Below are 16,445 nucleotides of genomic sequence, written 5' to 3' on the forward strand. Positions count from 1 at the left end.
TGGTGCTGGGCCAGGTCGGGCTGTTCGCCGACGGCGTGGCGGTGGCGCAGATCGGCCAGCACACCTTCGACATCTGCAAGGACCACGTCGACGAAGTGATCACCGTCAGCACCGACGAGATCTGTGCGGCGATCAAGGACATCTACGACGACACCCGCTCGATCACCGAGCCGGCCGGCGCGCTGGCGGTGGCCGGGATCAAGAAGTACGTCGAGCGCGAGCGCGCCGAGGGGCAGACCCTGGTGGCGATCGACTCCGGCGCCAACGTCAACTTCGATCGCCTGCGGCATGTCGCCGAACGCGCCGAACTGGGCGAGCGCCGCGAAGCGATCATCGCGGTGACCATTCCCGAGCGGCCGGGCAGCTTCAAGGCCTTCTGCGAGGCGGTCGGCAAGCGCCAGATCACCGAGTTCAACTATCGCTACCACAGCGGCAGCGAGGCGCACATCTTCGTCGGCGTGCAGACCCACCCGGAGAACGACCCGCGCGAGGCGCTGGTGGCCTATCTGCGCGAGAAGGGCTTCCCGGTCCTCGACCTGACCGACAACGAACTGGCCAAGCTGCACATCCGCCACATGGTTGGCGGCCATGCGGTGAAAGTCAGCGACGAGATGGTGTTCCGCTTCGAATTCCCCGAGCGGCCCGGCGCGCTGTTCAACTTCCTCACCAAGCTCGGCGGGCGCTGGAACATCTCGATGTTCCACTACCGCAACCATGGCGCGGCCGACGGCCGGGTGGTGGCCGGGTTGCAGGTGCCGGAAGACGAGCGCCACCTGATCCCGCAGACCCTGGAGGCGATCGGCTATCCGTACTGGGACGAGACCGCCAACCCGGCCTACCAGCTGTTCCTCGGCTGACCCGCGGCGGCTCGCCGACACGGGCTGCTAAGCTTCACGGGCAGGTGATCTCCTTCCTCGGGAACTGAGCCCGCCCCCGGCCCCTCAAACGGGCCGGGAACACGGACAAGGATGCGCTGATGGAACATTTTCTCCAGATCAAGATTCTCCACGGAGTCGCCACCGTGCTGCTGTTCGGCGGCCTGCTCGGCCTGGCGTTCTACGCCTGGCGCAGCTGGCGGACGGGCGACGCGGCTCGGGTCGCGCGCGGTTTCAAGCGGGTCCGCCTGATCGGCTGGCCGCTGCTGGGGCTCAGCCTGCTGGCCCTGCCGGTCAGCGGCTGGTGGCTGGTGCACCTGGCCGGCTGGCCGTTGGGCCAGAGCTGGCTGCTGTTCGGCGCCTGCCTCTATCTGCTCGGCTGCATCTTCTGGCTGGTCCTCGCCGGCCGCCTGGCGCGGGTCCAGCACCAGGCCGGCGCCGCCGAGACGGCGGGGGCCGCGCTGGGCGAGCAGACCCTGCGCGAGATCAAGGTGGGCCTGGTCATGGCCCTGCTCGGTGCGGCCAGCTTCATCGCGGTGGCGGTACTGATGGTCAGCAAGCCGCTCTGAAACGCCAACGAAATGGACTTCACCGGCCTTCGCCGGTTCTGTAGGAACGCATGCGTATTCTGCTGGTAGGCGCGGGAGGTTTCGTCGGGCGGCACCTGCTCCCGGCGCTGCTCGCCGCCGGACACGAACTGCTCCTCACCGCGCGCCGCCCGCCGGTCGATGCGCCTGCCGGCGTACGCTGGCTGGCGCTCGACCTGGAGCGGCTTGCGGAAAGGCCGGACAGCTTCGCCTGGCCCGCCGGGGTCGACCTGCTGATCAATGCCGCCGGCACCATGAGCCTCGACGAGGCGAGCATGGCTCGCGTCCAGGACAGCGGCGCGCGAACACTCTTCGACCTCGCTGCAGCCCATGGGGCGAAGGTCCTGCAGATTTCCGCGCTGGGCGCCGGTGCGCACCCGGACGTGGCCTTCCTCGCCAGCAAGGCGGCGGCCGACCGCCACCTGCTGGAACTGGGCATCCCGGCGCTGGTGCTGCGCCCGTCCCTGCTGCTGGGGCCGGGCGGCGCCAGCAGCGCCTGGCTGGAACGCCTGTCGCCGCTACCGCTGATTCCCTTGCTGGACAATCGCGCGCGCCTGCAACCGCTGCATGTCGAGGACCTGGTCGGCGCGGTGCTGGCCTTGCTGCGCCGCTGGCCGGAGCGGGCGCAGGTGATTCCGCTGGTGGGTCCGCAGGCGCTGACCCAGGGCGAGCTGCTGGACGAGCTGCGCCGCGCCCAGGGTTGGCCGCGCGGCCGCTATGCGGTGCCGCCCGCGGCGCTTCTCGATGCGTTGGGCGGGCTTGGCCGGCGTGCTGGCTGGCGGACACTGAGTCCATCGATGCTGAAGCTGGTGCGCCACGACAACCTGGCCGACCCGGCACTCCTCGATGCGGCCTGCGGCTATCGTTGCGCGCCGCTGGCCAGTCGCCTGCTCGGCTGGCCGCAGGCGGCACGCAGCCTGGCGGCGCTGATGCGGCCGCTGATGCTGGCGGCCCTGGTGCTGATCTGGCTGGGTACCCTGGTCGCCTGCCTGGGGCCGGGTTACGGTTGGGGCCTGCGGATCCTCGGCGAGGCCGGCATCCACGGCTGGCCGGCGAGCCTGGCGGTGATCGCCGGGGCCCTGCTCGACGGCGCGCTCGGCGTCGGCCTGCTGCTCCGCCGCTGGCGCCGGCGCGCGCTGCTGGCACAGTTCTGGCTGATGCTTGGCTACAGCCTGGCGATCAGCCTGATCCTGCCGCACTACTGGTACGACCCCTACATGGCGGTCGGCAAGAACATCGTGCTGATGGTGGCCACGCTCTGGCTGCTGGGCGACGAACCTCGAGCCAGGGAGGCCCGTGGATGAACCTTTACCTGCTGCTGAAGACCCTGCATATCCTTTCCTCGACCATTCTCTTCGGCACCGGCCTGGGGTCGGCCTACTACGCCCTGCGCGCCTGGCGCAGCGGGCAGTTGCCGGTGATCGCGGTGACCTTCCGCCACCTGGTCGCCGCCGACTGGCTGTTCATCGCCACCACCGCGGTGTTCCAGCCGCTCAGCGGCCTGGCCATGGTGCATGTCGCCGGCTGGTCGCTGGCCCAGGGCTGGTTGCTGTGGAGCCTGGGCCTCTACGTGTTCGCCGGGCTCTGCTGGCTACCGGTGGTGTGGTTGCAGATCCGCGTACGCGACATGGCCGAGGCGGCCTTGCGCGAGGCGCGGCCCATCGAACCGCTGGCGTACCGCTACATGAACGCCTGGTTCATCCTCGGCTGGCCGGCCTTCATCGCCTTCATGGTCATCTTCTACCTGATGGTCAACAAGCCGGTCTGAGAGTCCGCTCGGCGCAACCAGAGCAACGCCAGGACCAGGAGCGCCAGGGAGCCGCCCCAGTACAACCAGGCGAAGCCGCCGGGCCGCTCCAGCAGGAGGAAGGCCAGGGCCGGGCCCAGCGCGGCACCGAGGTCCTGGACGATGGAGTAGCGGGTCATGAAACCGACCACGTCGCCGGCGCGGGCCACGTCGGCGGCGAGGGCGTCGGTCAGGGTGGTGAGGGCGGTGGCGACCAGCATCACCAGCAGGGCGATGGCCAGCCAGGCGAGAATGGGCAGCCTGCTGGAAAGCAGGCCGAAGCCCATTGCGCCGACCAGTAGCGCAGCCACGTAGAAGCGCCGACGCCCGCGCGGGCCATCCGACCAGGCACCGAAGCGCCCGGCCAGCCAGGGCTCCCAGGACCAGCGCAGGGCCTGGATGATCCCGGAGAGGCCGGCGGCGCTGAGCGCCAGGCCGAGCAGGCTGACCTCGGTGCCGAAGCTGCGGGCGATCAGCGCGCTCAGGGTGGCGGCGAGTACGCCCTGGATCAGGAGCGCGGTGGCGAAGCCGCTGAGGATCACCAGGCCGCGCGGCGGCGGGCGCCTGGCGACGCTGGTGGCTGCCGTTGCGGCGGAGGTCCGCGCATGTCCGGCGGGACTCTCCGGCAGGTCGAAACCCCTCGCCAGCAGCGGCAGGCCGAGCAGTGCCAGGATCGCGAAGGACAGCGCCAGCGCCGGCAGGCCGAGGACCGGCACCAGCAGCCCGCCGAGCAGCATGCCGACCAGGCTGCCCAGGCGGTAGAGGCCGTTGTACAGGCCCATGGCGCGGCCGCGCTGGTGGTCGGCGGCGCAGTAGACCACCGCCGAGAGCCCGCCGATGCGGAAGAACGACCAGCCGATCCCCCACAGTCCGCGCAGCAGCACCCAGGCCAGGAAACCGCTGGCCAGGCCGTAGCCGGCGGTGCTCAGCACGCCGATGACGACCGCCAGGAGCAGGCCGGTCTTCAGTGCCAGGTGCTTGTACAGGCGGCCGATCAGCGGATTGAAGGGCAGGCGGATCAGGCGGTTGATCGACAGCAGCACGCCGACCTGCCAGAGCGCCTCCAGGCCGACCTCGTGCCAGTAGATCGGCAAGGCGATATAAAGCATCGAATCGCCGGCCAGGCATAGCGCGGTGACCAGGGCGACGATCACGACCGGCCGCAGCGAGCCGGGAGCGGGGGCTGTGTGGGGCATCCTGGGGCCGCCGTGGCGCCGCCCGTCGGACGGCGCGCTTGTCAGTGGGTCAACGCAGGGAAATGATCGGCCAGCCGCGTTTTTCCGCCTCGGCGCGTAGGCGCGGATCGGGGTCGACGGCCACCGGCCGGCTGACCTTTTCCAGCAGCGGCAGGTCGTTCAGCGAGTCGCTGTAGAAGCTGGCGCCTTCCAGGTCCAGGCCGTTCTCGTCGAGCCAGCGTTGCAGGCGCACCACCTTGCCGCCCTGGAAGCAGGGCACGTCGAAGGTCTGCCCGGTGTAGCGGCCGTCGCGCATCTCGCACTCGGTGGCGATCAGGGTCTCCACCCCGAGCCGTTCGGCGATCGGGCCGGTGACGAAGCGGTTGGTGGCGGTGATGATCACCAGCCGGTCGCCGGCGGCGCGGTGCTCGGCGAGCAGCGCCTCGCCCTTGGCCAGCACGATCGGCTCGATCACTTCCTGCATGAACTGGCGGTGCCAGGTTTCCAGCTGGGCCATCTCGGTGCGACCGAGGATCGCCTGGGTGAAGGCCTGGTAGGCAAGGACGTCGAGCTTGCCGGCCACGTAGTCGGCATAGAAGGCGTCGTTGCGCGCCTGGTATTCGGCGGCGTCGACCAGGCCGCGCTGGCACAGCCATTCGCCCCAGCTATGGTCGCTGTCGCCGGCGAGCAGGGTGTTGTCGAGATCGAAAAGGGCCAGACGCACGGGGTGACTCCATCGGTTGGCGGGTGGTGGGAGGGCCGCGAGAGCCTTTTGCGAAGGCTCCCACCGGGCCTTGGGAAAACCCCTAGCCTACCGGCTTTTGCCGGCCCTGTATCCTCCCCGCACGAGTCGCAAAGCCGCGCGTTGCCGCTATCACAAGCTTTATGGAACAATGCGGGCACATGCGATTTCGAGGATGTCCCAGCGTGATCGATTCCGATGGTTTTCGCCCGAATGTCGGCATCATTCTCGCCAACGAGGCGGGGCAGGTGCTGTGGGCGCGGCGTATCAATCAGGAAGCCTGGCAGTTCCCGCAGGGAGGCATCAATGATCGCGAAACGCCGGAAGAGGCGCTGTATCGCGAATTGAACGAAGAAGTCGGGCTGGAGGCCGGGGACGTGCGCATCCTGGCCTGCACCCGCGGCTGGCTGCGCTACCGTTTGCCGCAGCGCCTGGTGCGGACCCACAGCCAGCCGCTGTGCATCGGCCAGAAGCAGAAATGGTTCCTGCTGCGGCTGATGTCCGACGAGGCGCGCGTGCGCATGGATATCACCAGCAAGCCCGAGTTCGACGGCTGGCGCTGGGTGAGTTACTGGTACCCCCTGGGACAGGTGGTGACCTTCAAGCGCGAGGTCTACCGCCGCGCCCTGAAGGAACTGGCCCCGCGCCTTCTGGCGCGGGACTGAACACGGAGACAAGGCCCCGAGCATGCTCAACACGCTGCGCAAGATCGTCCAGGAAGTGAACTCCGCCAAGGATCTGAAGGCGGCGCTGGGCATCATCGTGCAGCGGGTCAAGGAAGCCATGGGTACCCAGGTCTGCTCGGTGTACCTGCTCGACACCGAGACCCAGCGTTTCGTCCTGATGGCCACCGAAGGCCTCAACAAGCGTTCCATCGGCAAGGTCAGCATGGCCCCCAGCGAAGGCCTGGTCGGCCTGGTCGGCACCCGCGAGGAGCCGCTCAACCTGGAGAACGCCGCCGCCCACCCGCGCTACCGCTATTTCGCCGAGACCGGCGAGGAGCGCTACGCGTCGTTCCTCGGCGCGCCGATCATCCACCATCGGCGGGTGATGGGGGGGCTGGTGGTGCAGCAGAAGGAGCGCCGCCAGTTCGACGAAGGCGAGGAGGCCTTCCTCGTCACCATGAGCGCCCAGCTCGCCGGGGTCATCGCGCATGCCGAGGCGACCGGTTCGATCCGCGGCCTGGGCAAGCTCGGCAAGGGCATCCAGGAAGCCAAGTTCGTCGGCGTGCCCGGCGCCCCCGGGGTCGGGGTGGGCAAGGCGGTGGTGGTGTTGCCGCCGGCCGACCTGGAAGTGGTGCCGGACAAGCAGGTCGACGACATCGACGCCGAGATCGCCCTGTTCAAGCAGGCCCTGGAGGGCGTTCGCGCCGACATGCGCGCGCTGTCGAGCAAGCTCGCCAGCCAGTTGCGCAAGGAAGAACGCGCGCTGTTCGACGTCTACCTGATGATGCTCGACGATGCCTCCATCGGCAACGAGGTCAAGCGCATCATCCGTACCGGCCAGTGGGCCCAGGGCGCCCTGCGCCAGGTGGTGATGGAGCACGTGCAGCGCTTCGAGCTGATGGACGACGCCTATCTCCGCGAGCGCGCCTCCGACGTCAAGGACATCGGTCGCCGCCTGCTCGCCTACCTCCAGGAAGAACGCAAGCAGAACCTGACCTACCCGGAACAGACCATCATCGTCAGCGAGGAGCTGTCGCCGGCGATGCTCGGCGAGGTGCCGGAAGGGCGCCTGGTCGGCCTGGTCTCGGTGCTCGGCTCGGGCAACTCGCACGTGGCGATCCTCGCCCGTGCCATGGGCATCCCCACGGTGATGGGGGCGGTCGACCTGCCGTACTCCAAGGTCGACGGCATCGACCTGATCGTCGATGGCTACCACGGCGAGGTCTACACCAACCCCTCCGCCGAGCTGGTGCGCCAGTACAGCGACGTGGTCGCCGAGGAGCGCGAGCTGAGCAAGGGCCTGGCGGCCCTGCGCGAGCTGCCCTGCGAGACCCTCGACGGCCACCGCATGCCGCTCTGGGTCAACACCGGCCTGCTCGCCGATGTCGCCCGCGCCCAGGAGCGTGGCGCCGAGGGAGTGGGCCTGTACCGCACCGAAGTGCCGTTCATGATCAACGACCGCTTCCCCAGCGAGAAGGAACAGTTGGCGATCTACCGCGAGCAGCTCAGTGCCTTCCACCCGCTGCCGGTGACCATGCGCACCCTGGATATCGGCGGCGACAAGGCGCTGTCCTACTTCCCGATCAAGGAAGACAACCCGTTCCTCGGCTGGCGCGGCATCCGCGTCACCCTCGACCACCCGGAGATCTTCCTGGTCCAGACCCGCGCCATGCTCAAGGCCAGCGAAGGACTGGACAACCTGCGCATCCTGCTGCCGATGATCTCCGGCACCCACGAGCTGGAAGAGGCCCTGCACCTGATCCACCGCGCCTGGGGCGAGGTGCGCGACGAGGGCGTGGACATCGCCATGCCGCCCATCGGCATGATGGTCGAGATTCCCGCCGCCGTGTACCAGACCCGCGAGCTGGCCCGCCAGGTCGACTTCCTTTCGGTCGGTTCGAACGACCTGACCCAGTACCTGCTGGCGGTCGACCGCAACAATCCGCGGGTCGCCGACCTCTATGACTACCTGCATCCGGCCGTGCTGCATGCGTTGAAGAAGGTGGTCGACGATGCCCACCTGGAAGGCAAGCCGGTGAGCATCTGCGGCGAGATGGCCGGCGATCCCGCGGCTGCCGTGCTGCTGATGGCGATGGGCTTCGACAGCCTGTCGATGAACGCCACCAACCTGCCCAAGGTGAAGTGGCTGCTGCGCCAGATCACCCTGGACAAGGCCCGGGACCTGCTCGGCCAGTTGCTCACCTTCGACAACCCGCAGGTCATCCACAGCTCGCTGCACCTGGCGTTGCGCAACCTCGGCCTGGGTCGCGTGATCAACCCGGCGGCTACCGTCCAGCCCTGATTTCCCGCGCGCCGGACGCTTCGTCGTGCGGCGCTTACGCTTTCCCCGCAAGCGTATAGACTGCCTGCCATTCGGTAGAGGCCACTGGCCAGTCGAACGTGCGAGGGATTGCCGCAAAATGGACGAACGGGCGTCGAAGCCGCCAGGTCTTCTTCCGCTGTCACGCGAAGACCTTGAGAAAACCCTGCGATATGCCCTGGAGATCGTCAGCGACGGGATCTGGGACTGGAACATCGCGACCAACCAGGTCAGCCGCAGCGCCGGCTGGTACCTGATGCTCGGCTATCCGCCGCATAGCCTGCCGGAGAGCGTGGAGACCTGGAAGAACATCATCCATCCCGAGGACTATCCGCGGGTGATGGCCAGCTTCCAGGCCTACCTCGACGGCGAAAGCCCGGAATACTGCGAGGAATACCGCTGCCGCACCTACAGCGGGGATTACCTGTGGATCAGCGATCGCGGGCGTTTCGTCGAGTTCGACGAGCGCGGCGAGCCACGGCGGATGATCGGTGCGCACCACGAGATCCATCAGCGCAAGCTGGTCGAGCTGGAGTTGCAGCAGCGCAACGAGGAACTGTTCGACTGGAACCGGCGTCTCGAGGACCTGGTGGCCGAGCGCACCGAGGCGCTGCACCGGGTCAACCAGGCGCTGGCCTCGAAGATGGCCGAGGCCCAGCGCCTGAGCGAAATCGATCCGCTCACCGAGCTGTACAACCGGCGCAAGTTCGAGCAGTGCCTGCACCATGAATGGATGCGCCGGCAGCGCCATGGACGCGCGACGGCACTGGTGATGATCGATGTCGATCACTTCAAGCGGATCAACGACCTGTTCGGCCACTCCACCGGTGATCGCGTGCTGGTCGCCTTCGGCCGCCTGGTTGCCAGCGAGCTGCGCGAGGTCGACGTGCTGGCGCGCTGGGGTGGCGAGGAGTTCATCCTGCTGCTCCCGGAAACCGGCCTGGAGGCCGCGGCGGCCTTGGCCGAACGCCTGCGCCAGCGGGTTCGCTCGCAGTCCTTCGAGATGGGCGAGCGGTTGACCGCCAGCTTTGGCGTCGGCGTGCTGAATGATGGCGAGACCCTCGACCTGCTGCTGTGCCGGGTGGACGACGCCCTCTATCGGGCCAAGCAGCGTCGCGATTGCGTGGCCTGTTGCTGAAGGTCAGCCTGGCGGCAGCACCAGGCTGACCTCGCCGAGCCGGGCGCCGGACGGCCCGAAGCTGCGCTCGATCATCTCCCGCGTGCCGTCGGCGTGTACCCGTACGACGCTGCTGGCGCGAGTGCCGTAGCTCGGGCTGGCGATGAACACGCTGGAGAGCAGGCGTTCCGTGGCCAGACCCACGCCGGTATCCGGCAACTGGCCGTCGGCGGCCGGCGCTGCGTCGGCCAGCAGCTCCAGCAGGGCCTGCGGATGCGGCTCGGCAAGCCGCTCGGCGAGGGCGGCGCGAGCCTTGAGCAGCTTCGGCCAGGGCGTATCGAGGGCCGCGTTGGACAGCCCGTAGATCCCCGCCGGTAGCAGGCGCGGTGGCCCTACGCGGGGGTTGTAGTGCCAGAGCTGATGGCGATCGCCAATGAGCAGGTTGAAGCCGGAATAGTCCGCGGCGCGCCCGGCGACCTGCGCCAGGTAGTCGGCCGGGTTGCCGCCGCCGCGCAGGAAGTCCGCCACCAGTTCGCCACGGGAGCGCTTGCCGAGAGCCTGCGACGGATCGCGGACGTTGGTCAGGGCGGCGAAACGGCCGGCCGGGCCGAGCCCCAGCCAGGTGCCGCCGGCCTCCAGGTCGCGTCCGGCGAATACCCCCTCGGCGTCCTCCCAGGCCGCCAGCGGCAGGCTCGGGCGGGCATAGAATTCGTCACGGTTGGCGGCGACCAGCAGCGGCAGGGCGTGCCCCGGTTGCCAGGCGAAGACGATCAGGCACATGCGCGATCCTTGGGATGGGCTGGCCGTCAGGCTAAAGGCATCCGCCATCGCCGTTCAAGCACGACGCCTGCCGCACGGCGCGCAATTCCGTTACCATGCCGGCTTTCCAACGGGGGCGTGCATGGAGTTTCTCCTCTATATCGTGCTGGGCGCCTGTGCCGGCGTGCTGGCCGGACTGTTCGGCGTCGGCGGCGGCCTGATCATCGTCCCGGCGCTGGTCTTCAGCTTCACCGCGCACGGTTTCGGCGGCGACGTCCTGACCCAGATGGCGGTCGGCACCTCCCTGGCGACCATCGTCTTCACTTCGATCAATTCCATTCTCGAACACCATCGGCGCGGCGCGGTGCGCTGGCCGGTGTTCGCCTGGATGACCCTCGGCATCCTCATCGGCAGTGCCCTCGGCGCGCTGACCGCGGCGCAGATCAAGGGGCCGCTGTTGCAGAAGATAATCGGGGTGTTCGCCATCCTGGTCGCTTTGCAGATGGTTCTCGACCTCAAGCCCAAGGGTAGCCGCGAGGTGCCCGGCAAGGGCGGCCTGACCCTGGCCGGCGCGGTGATCGGCTGGGCCTCGGCGATCTTCGGCATCGGCGGCGGTTCGCTGACCGTGCCTTTCCTCAGTTGGCGCAGCGTGCCGATGCAGCAGGCGGTGGCGACTTCCTCGGCCTGCGGCCTTCCTATCGCCATTTCCGGCGCTCTGTCGTTCATCGCGGTCGGCTGGCACAACCCGCAGTTGCCGGAGTGGAGCCTGGGCTACGTCTATCTGCCGGCGTTGGTCGGCATCGCCGCCACCAGTATGCTGTTCGCCCGCTTCGGCGCGCGCCTGGCGCATCGTTTGTCGCCGCGCGTACTCAAGCGACTGTTCGCCCTGCTGCTGTTCAGCGTGGGCATAAGTTTCCTGACCCCCGATCTCGCTTTTCTGTCGTAGGAGTTATCGATGCTGACGTATCCCCAGATCGATCCGGTTGCGCTGGCCATCGGCCCGCTGAAGATCCACTGGTACGGGCTGATGTACCTGATCGGGATCGGCGGCGCCTGGCTGCTGGCGTCGCGCCGGATGAAGCGCTTCGACCCGACCTGGACCAAGGAGCGCCTTTCCGACCTGGTCTTCTGGGTCGCCTGCGGCGTGATCCTCGGTGGCCGCCTGGGCTACGTGCTGTTCTACAACCTGGACGAGTACATCGCCAACCCGACGCTGATCTTCGAGGTCTGGAAAGGCGGCATGTCCTTCCATGGCGGCCTGCTCGGCGTGATGCTGGCGGTCTGGTGGTTCGGCAAGCGCCATGGCAAGAGCTTCTTCCAGCTGATGGACTTCATCGCCCCGCTGGTGCCCATCGGCCTGGGCGCCGGGCGCATCGGCAACTTCATCAACTCGGAACTGTGGGGCAAGGTCAGCGATGTGCCCTGGGCCATGGTCTTCCCCAACGGCGGCCCGCTGCCGCGGCATCCCTCGCAGCTGTACCAGTTCGCCCTGGAAGGCGTGGCGCTGTTCGTCATCCTCTGGCTGTTCACCCGCAAGCCACGGCCGACCGCCTCGGTCTCCGGCCTGTTCGTGCTGTGCTACGGGATCTTCCGCTTCGTCGTCGAATTCGTCCGCGTGCCGGATGCCCAGCTCGGCTACCTCGCCTGGGGTTGGCTGACCATGGGCCAGGTGCTCTGCGTACCGATGGTGCTGGCCGGCATTGCCCTGATGGTCTGGGCCTACCGCCGCGACGCGGCGCAGCCGAAGGCGGCCTGAGGGCCTGCTTCCCATGCCCGGGGTGGATAACGTCGCAGGCGTCATCCGCTCCGGGCAGCCGGCTTTCCGCGCCAGGGCGCGCATGGCTTGCGCCGGTCGCGCCGAACTGGCGATGCCGGCCCCGTCGCCGTAGACTTGGCCATCCTTCTGTCATCCCTCGGTGGGAACCGCCACGTCGGCGCCGCACCGATATCGATCCGAGCCTCCGATGAAACAGTACCTCGACCTGATGCGCCACGTGCGCGAGCACGGCACCTTCAAGAGCGACCGCACCGGCACCGGCACCTATAGCGTGTTCGGCCACCAGATGCGCTTCGACCTGGCCGCGGGCTTCCCCCTGGTGACCACCAAGAAGTGCCATCTCAAGTCGATCGTCCACGAGCTGCTGTGGTTCCTCAAGGGCTCCACCAATATCGCCTACCTCAAGGAGCACGGCGTCTCGATCTGGGACGAGTGGGCCGACGAGAACGGCGACCTCGGCCCGGTGTATGGCTACCAGTGGCGCTCCTGGCCGGCGCCGGACGGCCGCCACATCGACCAGATCGCCAACCTGATGGCGATGCTGAAGAAGAATCCGGACTCGCGCCGGCTGATCGTCTCCGCCTGGAACCCGGCGCTGATCGACGAGATGGCCCTTCCGCCCTGCCACGCGCTGTTCCAGTTCTACGTCGCCGACGGCAAACTCAGCTGCCAGCTCTACCAGCGTTCGGCGGACATCTTCCTCGGCGTACCCTTCAACATCGCCAGCTATGCCCTGCTGACCCTGATGGTGGCGCAGGTCGCCGGCCTGCAGCCGGGCGAGTTCATCTGGACCGGCGGCGATTGCCACCTGTACGCCAACCACCTGGAGCAGGCCGACCTGCAGTTGACCCGCGAGCCGCTGCCGTTGCCGAGCATGAAGCTGAATCCCGAGGTGAAGGATCTGTTCGACTTCCGCTTCGAGGACTTCGAGCTGGTCGGCTACGAGGCCCATCCGCACATCAAGGCACCGGTCGCGGTCTGACCCTTCGGCGGAGCCGTCGGCTCCGCTCAACCGAACAGGCGACGGTACCAGGGAAGCGCGCGCCAGTCCCGCAAAGCCCGCTCCGCATCTTCTGCGCGTTGCAGCGCCTGTTCCAGGGCCTGCTCCAGAGGAGCGACCGGATGGCTCATGGCATGGCCATGGCAGAGCTGGAAGTTGTCCAGCAGGTTCGGCGGTAGCGCGAAGGCGCCTTCCAGGCGGGCCTGTTCCTCCGCCAGGTAATAGCCGTTGAGGCCGTCGAAGTGGACGAAACGGTAGCCCGCGGCGAGCAGCGGCGCTTTCCACTCGGGGTCGTGGTCGAACGGAGTTTCCGCGAGGATCAGCCACGGGCGCCAGCGGTTCAGGTCGAGGCCGCGGAGCACCGCGCCTTCCAGCCCTTCGACATCGATCTTGAGGAAGTGGATCGGCCCTTCGACATGGGCCGCGCAGATCGCGTCCAGGGTGCTGACCATCACTTCGCGCGGGGTGGCTGTGCAGCCCTCGGCCTGGCGCTGGCGGGCTAGCTCGGGGTCCAGGGTGGAGAGACCCGAGGCGGCCATCTCGTAGAGCGTGGCGCGGCCTTCGCGCTCGCCAATGGCGAGGTTCAGGTTGAGGTCTTCCGGCCGTTCCCGCTCCAGCTCGCGGTGCAGGTGGGGCAGCGGTTCGATGTTGATGCCGCGCCAGCCGCGCTCGTAGAACGCCAGGGTGACCGAGTCGATCCGCGGGTGGTTGGCGCCGACGTCGATGTAGAACCCCCTGGGGAAGAGTTTCAGGGCCCGCCAGAGTCGGACGTCTTCCAGGTTCTGCGCGTAGGAAACGAAGGGCATGGGCCTACCTCTTGGGCGATCGTCGCCCAGTCTGTCATTCCCCGCGCCCGCTCTCCAGCAATTCGGCCAGCGCGTCGATCTGTTCCTGGCGGTCGCTGCCGCCCACCCGCCTGCCGTTCAGCGACGACCACTCCGGATGCGCGCGCGCCTTGCGCAGCGCTTCCGGCAGCTTGCCTTCGCGCCACTGCTTGTCCTCCGGGGTTTCCAGGCGGATCGCCTCGACCGCCGCGTGGCCGCGCGTTTGCAGGGCTGCCAGGAGCTGCCGTTGGCGCAGCGCGAGCAAGCGCAGCACGGCGTCGTTGACGGTCAGCTCGCGGGCGCCCTTGAGCTTGCCGAGCAGGCGCGAGCCGTAGTGGCCGACGGTCTGCCAGGCGCCGCCGGCGAGGGCACCGAGGGCGGCGGCGGCGCCAAGGGTGACGCCGCCCACCAGCAGGTCGATGCCGGCGCCGGCCGCGGCACCGGCCGCAACCCCGCCGCCGAGGCGGATACCGAGTTGGCGCAGGGTCTCCGGATTGAACAGATCGTCGCCCCAGCGGCCGTCGAGCAGCGGCAGGTCGGCGGCGCGGGCGTCGTCCCTGGCGAAGGCGTAGAGCCGCAGCAACGCTTCCACGCAGGCCTGCTCGCGCTTGCGCACCTGCTGGTGCAGGTCGCGGGTGGCTTCCTGCACGGCGCTTTCGCCGCCGGGCACCAGGCGCCGGCAGGCGGCGACGTCGACCAGCAATTCGGCGATCAGCCGTTGCCCGGCGCGCAGGCGCGCGGCGGCCTGGGTCTCATGGTCGGCGATCAGCCGGTCGAGTTGCGGCCGGGCGCGCTCCAGCAGCAGCGCCAGGCTCTCGTAGAGGCGCCGTTCGCCGTCCAGCGGCGGCGCCACGCTGTCGAAACGCACCAGGGCGTGCAGGCCCAGGCGAGCGAGGGCGGCGCGCCACTCCTCCTCGCGATGCTGCGGGCTGGCGACAAAGTTCAGCACCGGCAGCAGCGGCCGGCCGCAGCCGGCGAGCACCGCCAGTTCGTCGCGATACTTGGCCAGCACCGGTTCGCGGGCGTCGATCACGTAGAGCCCGGCGTCGGAGGCGAGCAACTGGCGGACCACCTTGGCTTCCTGTTCGAAACGCCCGCGCGCTTCGTTGCTGTCCAGCAACCGCGCCATGCGTTCCGGGCCATCGAGACGCTCGCCGGGGCGCTCCAGGGCGTCCAGGTAGTCGAGCAGGGCGATGGCGTCTTCCAGGCCGGGCGTGTCGTAGAGTTCCAGCAGCGCTTCGCCGTCCACCGACAGCCTGGCGCCCTCGACGTGGCGGGTGGTGCTGGGGCGATGGGAGACTTCGCCGAATCCACGGTCGCGAGTCAGGGTGCGCAGCAGCGAGGTCTTGCCGGTATTGGTGTGGCCGACCACGGCCAGGATCAGCGGCTCAGTCATGGCCGGTCTCCAGCCAGGCCAGCGGCGAGGTCTCGCTGTGCGGCAGTTGCAGGCGTTCCAGGGCGGCGTGCCAGTCACCCAGGCGGTCGCTGTCGAGCGCTTCGCCGGGCGGAGCCTGGAGCAGCCAGATGCGGGTGCTGGCGGCGCAGCGGGCGAGTTCGCCGAGCAGTGCCAGGGTGCCGCGGTCCGGCGAGCGACGCGGGTCGCAGGCGATGGCCAGGCGCGCCGGCGGGTAGCGGGTCAGTTGTTCGAGCAGGCGACGGCGCTGCTGGCCGTCGTCGAGGATGCCGGCGTCGGCGACGCCTTCGGCGAGCTTCGGCGGCCAGGGCCGGCGATCGTCCAGCTCCACCGCCACCAGCACCGCTCCGGCGGCTTCCTGGCCGGACTGGCCGCCCTGCGGCTCCGGCAGCCAGTCCGGTGCCGCGTCGCTGACGCCGAGGCGTTCGCTGGCCGGCATCAAGCGTTCGCGCAGCAGGCTGTAGCCTGGGTCGTCGAGGTCCAGGTCGAGGTGGGCCAGGCCGCGTTTCCAGCGCCACAGGCAGAGCAGACCGAGCAGCGCGCGCGGCAGGACCCCATAGACCAGCAGTACGCCTATCAGCCAGCCGGCCCAGGCGTGCCGTGCGGCTTCGCTGGCCAGGGCGGCGTCGCCGCTGGCGCGGATCAGCTCGGCGTCCGGCAACGGGAAGCCAAGCAACGCCGGCAGGGCGCCGAGCGCCTGGGTAAGGGCGATGAAGGTATCGCTGCCGAGAATGGTGGTTTCCCAGACGAAACCGTAGCGGCGGGTCGCCAGCAGGCCGAGGAGCATGGCCAGCGCGGTCAGCAGGCCGAGCAGCCAGAGCCCGTGGACCAGCGCGCCGAGGCCCCAGCGCGCCAGCCGGCGCCGGCCGAGCAGGACCAGTAGCGCCGGCGCCAGGTGCGCGGCGCGGGCATCGCGCGCCAGCTTGCCGCTGAGCCACAGCCAGAGCCGGCCGAGCGCGCCCGCGGCCTCGCCGCCGGCGAGCAGGCCGAGGGCCCAGCCGAGCAGGGTCAGCAGGTGCAGGCCGAGGAGGCTGGCCAGCGCCCAGAACACGTTGACCGGGCGCTGGCCATCGCCGAGCGCGGCGAAGGCCAGTCCGGCGCCGCTGGCCAGGGCCAGCACCAGCAGCAGGGCCAGCGCCAGCCGCGAACCCTGGCGCCAGGTCCGCTGGGCGTCGAGCAGGCCCTCGCGGCGGCCCAGCCAGTGGGCGCGGGTGAGAATACGGCGCGGCAGGGAACCGCCCTGGGCCAGCGCCTGGCGAACCGCCTCGCTGTCTTCCAGCGGACCGGCCTGCTCCTCGCGCAGGCGAACGGCCTCGGTCAGCCAGAGGGCGTCGAGGCCGGGATGCGTCGTGTGACTCAAGTCACCTCCTGTGTCGATTTCCCTGCCGAGCGTGAATCGTGCCC

16 protein-coding genes are annotated in these 16,445 nt (G+C 69.0%); 10 read left to right on the top strand and 6 right to left on the bottom strand.

Going from position 1 to position 16,445, the window contains the following annotated elements; genetic code table 11:
- The 4 genes from ilvA to HMPREF2716_RS03310 all read left to right on the top strand — a co-directional run.
- Nucleotides 1–857 (top strand): threonine ammonia-lyase, biosynthetic (ilvA, locus tag HMPREF2716_RS03295; protein ID WP_070621812.1); only part of this gene is annotated, 857 nt, incomplete at its 5' end.
- Between the two features lie 119 nt (nucleotides 858–976).
- On the top strand, nucleotides 977–1,444 hold the full coding sequence (locus HMPREF2716_RS03300; RefSeq protein ID WP_003112958.1) for a DUF2269 domain-containing protein: 468 nt from the start codon (nucleotides 977–979) through the stop codon (nucleotides 1,442–1,444).
- 50 nt (nucleotides 1,445–1,494) lie between these two features.
- Nucleotides 1,495–2,766, top strand: a complete 1,272-nt coding sequence (locus HMPREF2716_RS03305; protein ID WP_003158447.1) for an SDR family oxidoreductase — start codon at nucleotides 1,495–1,497, stop codon at nucleotides 2,764–2,766.
- Nucleotides 2,763–3,230 (top strand): DUF2269 family protein, encoded by a 468-nt coding sequence (locus HMPREF2716_RS03310; RefSeq protein ID WP_003158448.1) that lies wholly within the window; start codon nucleotides 2,763–2,765, stop codon nucleotides 3,228–3,230. Before HMPREF2716_RS03305 ends, HMPREF2716_RS03310 begins: the two co-directional genes overlap by 4 nt.
- Here HMPREF2716_RS03310 and HMPREF2716_RS03315 read toward each other — a convergent pair.
- Together HMPREF2716_RS03315 and HMPREF2716_RS03320 are read right to left on the bottom strand one after the other, a co-directional pair.
- Nucleotides 3,203–4,444, bottom strand: coding sequence for an MFS transporter (locus tag HMPREF2716_RS03315; RefSeq protein ID WP_031643146.1), 1,242 nt, complete (start codon nucleotides 4,442–4,444; stop codon nucleotides 3,203–3,205). The genes HMPREF2716_RS03310 and HMPREF2716_RS03315 overlap by 28 nt on opposite strands.
- A 49-nt stretch (nucleotides 4,445–4,493) precedes the next feature.
- Nucleotides 4,494–5,147 carry a histidinol-phosphatase gene (locus HMPREF2716_RS03320; protein WP_003110585.1) on the bottom strand — a complete coding sequence of 218 codons (654 nt, stop codon included), beginning with the start codon at nucleotides 5,145–5,147 and terminating at the stop codon, nucleotides 4,494–4,496.
- 203 nt (nucleotides 5,148–5,350) lie between these two features.
- Between HMPREF2716_RS03320 and HMPREF2716_RS03325 the strand changes: the two genes are divergently transcribed.
- From HMPREF2716_RS03325 to HMPREF2716_RS03335, 3 genes are all read left to right on the top strand, one after another.
- Nucleotides 5,351–5,830 carry an RNA pyrophosphohydrolase gene (locus HMPREF2716_RS03325; RefSeq protein WP_003084400.1) on the top strand — a complete coding sequence of 160 codons (480 nt, stop codon included), beginning with the start codon at nucleotides 5,351–5,353 and terminating at the stop codon, nucleotides 5,828–5,830.
- A gap of 22 nt (nucleotides 5,831–5,852) precedes the next feature.
- Entirely contained in the window at nucleotides 5,853–8,132 is a 2,280-nt protein-coding gene (gene ptsP, locus HMPREF2716_RS03330) for a phosphoenolpyruvate--protein phosphotransferase (protein WP_045107930.1), read from the top strand.
- Between the two features lie 118 nt (nucleotides 8,133–8,250).
- The gene (locus HMPREF2716_RS03335) at nucleotides 8,251–9,288 is read left to right on the top strand and encodes a sensor domain-containing diguanylate cyclase (RefSeq protein ID WP_003084406.1); all 1,038 of its coding nucleotides are present in this window, start codon (nucleotides 8,251–8,253) and stop codon (nucleotides 9,286–9,288) included.
- A 3-nt stretch (nucleotides 9,289–9,291) separates the two neighbouring features.
- Here the strand turns inward: HMPREF2716_RS03335 and HMPREF2716_RS03340 are convergent, their stop codons facing one another.
- A complete protein-coding gene (locus HMPREF2716_RS03340; RefSeq protein WP_003112962.1) occupies nucleotides 9,292–10,047 on the bottom strand; it encodes an NRDE family protein in 756 nt (251 codons plus the stop codon).
- 121 nt (nucleotides 10,048–10,168) lie between these two features.
- Between HMPREF2716_RS03340 and HMPREF2716_RS03345 the strand changes: the two genes are divergently transcribed.
- From HMPREF2716_RS03345 to HMPREF2716_RS03355, 3 genes are all read left to right on the top strand, one after another.
- Nucleotides 10,169–10,972: a sulfite exporter TauE/SafE family protein gene (locus tag HMPREF2716_RS03345; protein ID WP_003110587.1), complete on the top strand. Its 804-nt coding sequence runs from the start codon at nucleotides 10,169–10,171 to the stop codon at nucleotides 10,970–10,972.
- A gap of 9 nt (nucleotides 10,973–10,981) precedes the next feature.
- Complete coding sequence (gene lgt / locus HMPREF2716_RS03350) at nucleotides 10,982–11,782, top strand: prolipoprotein diacylglyceryl transferase (RefSeq protein WP_003112963.1); 801 nt, start codon at nucleotides 10,982–10,984, stop codon at nucleotides 11,780–11,782.
- 208 nt (nucleotides 11,783–11,990) lie between these two features.
- Complete coding sequence (locus HMPREF2716_RS03355) at nucleotides 11,991–12,785, top strand: thymidylate synthase (RefSeq protein WP_003110588.1); 795 nt, start codon at nucleotides 11,991–11,993, stop codon at nucleotides 12,783–12,785.
- Nucleotides 12,786–12,811: 26 nt separating this feature from the next.
- Here the strand turns inward: HMPREF2716_RS03355 and HMPREF2716_RS03360 are convergent, their stop codons facing one another.
- From HMPREF2716_RS03360 to HMPREF2716_RS03370, 3 genes are read right to left on the bottom strand one after another with little or no spacing between them, the layout of a single operon-like run.
- Nucleotides 12,812–13,609, bottom strand: coding sequence for an FkbM family methyltransferase (locus tag HMPREF2716_RS03360; protein WP_031799850.1), 798 nt, complete (start codon nucleotides 13,607–13,609; stop codon nucleotides 12,812–12,814).
- Between the two features lie 34 nt (nucleotides 13,610–13,643).
- Nucleotides 13,644–15,023: a GTPase/DUF3482 domain-containing protein gene (locus tag HMPREF2716_RS03365; RefSeq protein ID WP_003117881.1), complete on the bottom strand. Its 1,380-nt coding sequence runs from the start codon at nucleotides 15,021–15,023 to the stop codon at nucleotides 13,644–13,646.
- On the bottom strand, nucleotides 15,016–16,401 hold the full coding sequence (locus tag HMPREF2716_RS03370; protein ID WP_070621813.1) for a DUF2868 domain-containing protein: 1,386 nt from the start codon (nucleotides 16,399–16,401) through the stop codon (nucleotides 15,016–15,018). Before HMPREF2716_RS03370 ends, HMPREF2716_RS03365 begins: the two co-directional genes overlap by 8 nt.
- Between the last annotated feature and the right edge of the window lie 44 nt (nucleotides 16,402–16,445).

Origin of the sequence: Pseudomonas sp. HMSC076A11, from assembly GCF_001810205.1 — a bacterium.
Taxonomy (GTDB): Bacteria; Pseudomonadota; Gammaproteobacteria; order Pseudomonadales; family Pseudomonadaceae; genus Pseudomonas; species Pseudomonas aeruginosa.